The organism is Streptomyces abikoensis (genome assembly GCF_014648775.1).
Taxonomy (GTDB): Bacteria; Actinomycetota; Actinomycetes; order Streptomycetales; family Streptomycetaceae; genus Streptomyces; species Streptomyces abikoensis.
On the sequence record NZ_BMRT01000022.1, the window covers coordinates 1 to 3801 of the forward strand.

Consider the following 3801-nt stretch of genomic DNA (forward strand, 5'->3'; position numbering starts at 1 on the left):
GACCTCATGTCCGCCGCACGCCGCATCCTCACCGAAATGCTCACCGGACAGAACGAACTGCTGGAGGAGCTGCGGGACGCCGAGGTCGGGGCCCGATGAGTTCTCCCGCCGCCCGGGCGTGGGCCCGGGTGCGTTCCGTGCTGCCCGCACGCGCCGACATGGCGGTCATGGGCCGCAGCCCGCGCCGTGATCTGCTGGCGGGCCTCACCGTGGCGATCGTGGCGCTGCCGCTGGCGCTCGGCTTCGGGGTCTCCTCCGGTCTGGGCGCGGAGGCCGGGCTGGCCACCGCGGTGGTGGCCGGTGCGCTGGCCGCGATATTCGGCGGGTCGAACCTTCAGGTCTCCGGGCCCACGGGCGCGATGACCGTGGTGCTGGTGCCGATCGTCGCCCAGCACGGGCCCGGCGGCGTCCTCACGGTCGGTCTGCTCGCGGGACTGATGCTGATCGCGCTCGCCCTCGCTCGTGCCGGACGCTATATGCAGTACGTGCCGGCCCCGGTGGTGGAGGGCTTCACCCTCGGCATCGCCTGTGTGATCGGCCTGCAGCAGGTGCCGAACGCACTGGGCGTGGCCAAACCGGAGGGCGACAAGGTCCTGGCGGTGAGCTGGCGAGCCGTCGAGGCGTTCGTGAAGGCCCCCAACTGGACCGCCCTCGCCCTCGCCGCGGCGGTGGCCGCCGTCATGCTGACCGGCGCGCGGTGGCGGCCGACGGTCCCGTTCTCGATCATCGCCGTGATCGGAGCCACCGTCGTGGCCCAGGGCTGTCACCTGGAGGCCGCTCGTCCCATCGGGGATCTGCCCTCGGGGCTTCCCGCGCCCTCCCTCTCCTTCCTCGACCTCGGTGCCCTCGGGTCGCTGCTCGCGCCCGCCGTGGCGGTGGCGGCCCTGGCGGCCCTGGAGTCGTTGCTGTCGGCGTCCGTCGCGGACGGCATGACCGTCGGGCAGAAGCACGACCCCGACAAGGAGCTGTTCGGACAGGGACTGGCCAACCTCGCCGCCCCGCTGTTCGGCGGCGTCCCGGCCACCGGTGCGATAGCCCGGACCGCGGTCAACGTCCGTACGGGCGCGACGTCGCGGCTGGCGGCCCTCACCCATGCCGCCGTCCTCGCGGTCATCGTCCTCGCGGCGGCCCCGCTGGTCTCCCGCATTCCGCTGGCCGCCCTCGCCGGCGTACTGATCGCCACCGCCGTCCGCATGGTGGAGGTGGGCAGCCTGCGGGCCATGGCCCGCGCCACCCGCTCCGACGGCCTGGTGCTGATCCTGACCGCCGTCGCCACCGTGGCCCTGGACCTGGTGTACGCCGTGATCATAGGTCTGCTGGTGGCGGGCGCGCTGGCGCTGCGGGCGGTGGCCAAGCAGGCCCGCCTGGACCAGGTCCCCTTGAAGACCGACCTGCCCGGCGACCACAGCGCCGAGGAGCACGCGCTGCTGGCGGAGCACATCGTGGCGTACCGCATCGACGGACCGCTGTTCTTCGCCGCCGCCCACCGCTTCCTGCTGGAGCTCTCGGAGGTCGCGGACGTACGCGTGGTGATCCTGCGCATGTCGCGGGTGACGACCATGGACGCCACCGGCGCCCTGGTCCTGAAGGACGCGGTGACCAAGCTGAACCGGCGCGGCATCACCGTCCTGGCCTCCGGCATCCGCCCCGGCCAGCGCCAGGTGCTCGACTCCGTCGGTGCGCTCGGCCTCCTCAGGGCCGCCACGGGGGACGACTACGCCGCCACTCCCGAGGCCATCGCGGCAGCCCGTGCCCGTCTGCACGGTGCCGGCGTCCTGTCCGTCCCGGCCCAGAGCCCACCCGCCCGCCCCGTGCCCGTGACCACCGAGGAGTCCTCCCGATGACCACCTCTCCGCCCCTTCGCCGCATGTTCGAGGTCTCCGGCGAGGAAGCCTGGTACCTGCTCGGCGGAATCACCCAGGGCCGCGTGGTCTACGAGCAGCGGGACGCGCTCGCCGTACGTCCCGCCACCCACGTAGTGGAGTACGGGCGGCTGATCGTCCGCACCCCGGCCCCCAGCGCCGCGCTCTTCGGCCGGGTCGGCGTCACCCACCACTGCGACTACATCCACCCCAACACCGGGACCGGCTGGGCCGTGACGACCGCCGGCATCGCCGAGGTCATCACCGACCCGGACGTGGCCGCCCACTACCGCCGCACCCTCCCCGGCTGGGCACACGGCCCCCACGACACGCTCCTGTACATCCATCCGCAGGCCACGACCGGCTTCCGCTTCACCCACTCCACCGAGACCGCCACGACCTCCGGCGCCGCCCGGAGGCCGCAGGCCCGGTGAAGCGGCTCGCGGTCCTGCCGTACCGGCACGTGCTCACTTGCCGGGCGATCCCCGCGTCGGTGTCCCTGGCCCGCCGCACGGCCGAGGCGACGTACGCCTCCTGGGGCATCGACCCCGGCCACCGCGTCATGGGACCGGCACTGCTGATGCTGAGCGAACTGGTCCTCAACGGCGTCCGCCACGCCGCCCGCACATCCCCGCAGCTGACCGTCGTCTACGCGGTCCGCACCGGCCTGCTCGACTTCGCCGTCCACGACCGGCACCCGTACCGGCCCGACCCGGCGCGTTTCGCCGAGAGCTCCGGCGGACTCGCCGTCGTCGCCGAGCTCCTGACGGAGCTGGGCGGTTCCTGCACCGTGCTGACCGACGGCGACGGCGGCGGCAAGAACATCTGGATCACCCTGCCCACCTGACCGGCACCGGGACCGGCGTCCTGCCGCCGGAGACCGCCGGAGAGAAGATCGCGAGGAACACCATGACCATCGAATGGCGCTACACCGACTACCCGTCCGCGGGCGTCCTGTCGATCTCCGGCCATCTCGGCGTGCGAGCGGCGGACCGCTTCGGCGGCGCCATCGGCTGGGTCGCCGAGCGCGGCACCGGCCCCGTCATCCTCGACCTGACCGAGCTCAAGGGCTGGTCGGCCGAAGGCCAGGCCGCCATCGCCGAGGCCGCCGTCCGTCTCGCCGCGCACGACCGGCCCTTGGAGCTCGCCGCGATTCCCGCCGACGGCTCCCTCGTCCCCGACGCGGACCAGCGGCCCATCCCGGTGCACCCCGACCTGACCGCCGCTCTGGCCGCCCACCGGGTGTGCGCGGACGCCTCGGAGTGCCGGTAACAACCGGTAAGAATCAGGCCGGATGCCCGCCGTCAGCCGTGGCGGGGTTCCATTCCCCCGGGACCGGCGACTTCCGGTTCCGGTCCGGCGCGCCTTCCGCGGGGGCGCAGGTCCTCGGGGACGCAGAAGCGCACCAGCATGATTTTGCCGCCGTCGTGCACGGTGGGTTCCACGCTCAACCTGCCGTGGTAGGCGGCGGCCAGGTCGGCGACGGTCCGCAGGCCGTCCCCCACCCCTTCCGGGGACAGATCGGGCAGGCGCGGGTCCTGGTCCGCCACGCCGATGACGAGCTGACCGGCCCCGATCGCGATGGTCACATCCGCTGTGGGGGACTGGACGGCGGCGTGCCGGACGGCGTTGGCGACCAGTTCGCTCACCACGAGCAGGACGGCTCCCGCGAAGGCGGTGTTCGGGTGGATCCCGTACTCCGAGAGTGCCGTCGTCGTATCGCGCCGTGTCTGCCGCACCGCTTCCGGGACCAGCGGAACCGTCAGGACGCGTCGCCATACGGGCGGCGAAGTGCCCTCGCACGCCGCTGCCGGCAGCGTGCGCCTGCGACGCCACTTCACCGCGACGCCTCCGCCTCGGCTCCGAGGAGTTCTTCGAGCAGTTCGTTCTGTCCGGTGAGCATTTCGGTGAGGATGCGGCGTGCGGCGGACATGAGGTC

The 3801-nt window shown here is 73.1% G+C and carries 5 protein-coding genes and 2 pseudogenes; 5 read left to right on the plus strand and 2 right to left on the minus strand.

Going from position 1 to position 3801, the window contains the following annotated elements; translation table 11 throughout:
- From IE096_RS31025 to IE096_RS31045, 5 genes and pseudogenes are all read left to right on the plus strand, one after another.
- A pseudogene (locus IE096_RS31025) lies at nucleotides 1-99 on the plus strand (transcriptional regulator); the annotation flags it as partial.
- Entirely contained in the window at nucleotides 96-1844 is a 1749-nt protein-coding gene (locus IE096_RS31030; RefSeq protein WP_189457465.1) for a SulP family inorganic anion transporter, read from the plus strand. The pseudogene IE096_RS31025 and the gene IE096_RS31030, both read left to right, overlap by 4 nt.
- Nucleotides 1841-2296: a pyridoxamine 5'-phosphate oxidase family protein gene (locus IE096_RS31035; RefSeq protein WP_189457468.1), complete on the plus strand. Its 456-nt coding sequence runs from the start codon at nucleotides 1841-1843 to the stop codon at nucleotides 2294-2296. Before IE096_RS31030 ends, IE096_RS31035 begins: the two co-directional genes overlap by 4 nt.
- A complete protein-coding gene (locus IE096_RS31040; protein WP_189457471.1) occupies nucleotides 2293-2709 on the plus strand; it encodes an ATP-binding protein in 417 nt (138 codons plus the stop codon). Before IE096_RS31035 ends, IE096_RS31040 begins: the two co-directional genes overlap by 4 nt.
- A 62-nt stretch (nucleotides 2710-2771) precedes the next feature.
- Nucleotides 2772-3134, plus strand: a complete 363-nt coding sequence (locus IE096_RS31045; protein WP_189457474.1) for an STAS domain-containing protein — start codon at nucleotides 2772-2774, stop codon at nucleotides 3132-3134.
- A 32-nt stretch (nucleotides 3135-3166) separates the two neighbouring features.
- Here IE096_RS31045 and IE096_RS31050 read toward each other — a convergent pair whose 3' ends face one another.
- Both IE096_RS31050 and IE096_RS31735 read right to left on the minus strand, forming a co-directional pair.
- Nucleotides 3167-3703 (minus strand): ATP-binding protein, encoded by a 537-nt coding sequence (locus IE096_RS31050; RefSeq protein WP_268248380.1) that lies wholly within the window; start codon nucleotides 3701-3703, stop codon nucleotides 3167-3169.
- Nucleotides 3700-3801 (minus strand): annotated as a pseudogene (locus tag IE096_RS31735) (transcriptional regulator); the annotation flags it as partial. The gene IE096_RS31050 and the pseudogene IE096_RS31735, both read right to left, overlap by 4 nt.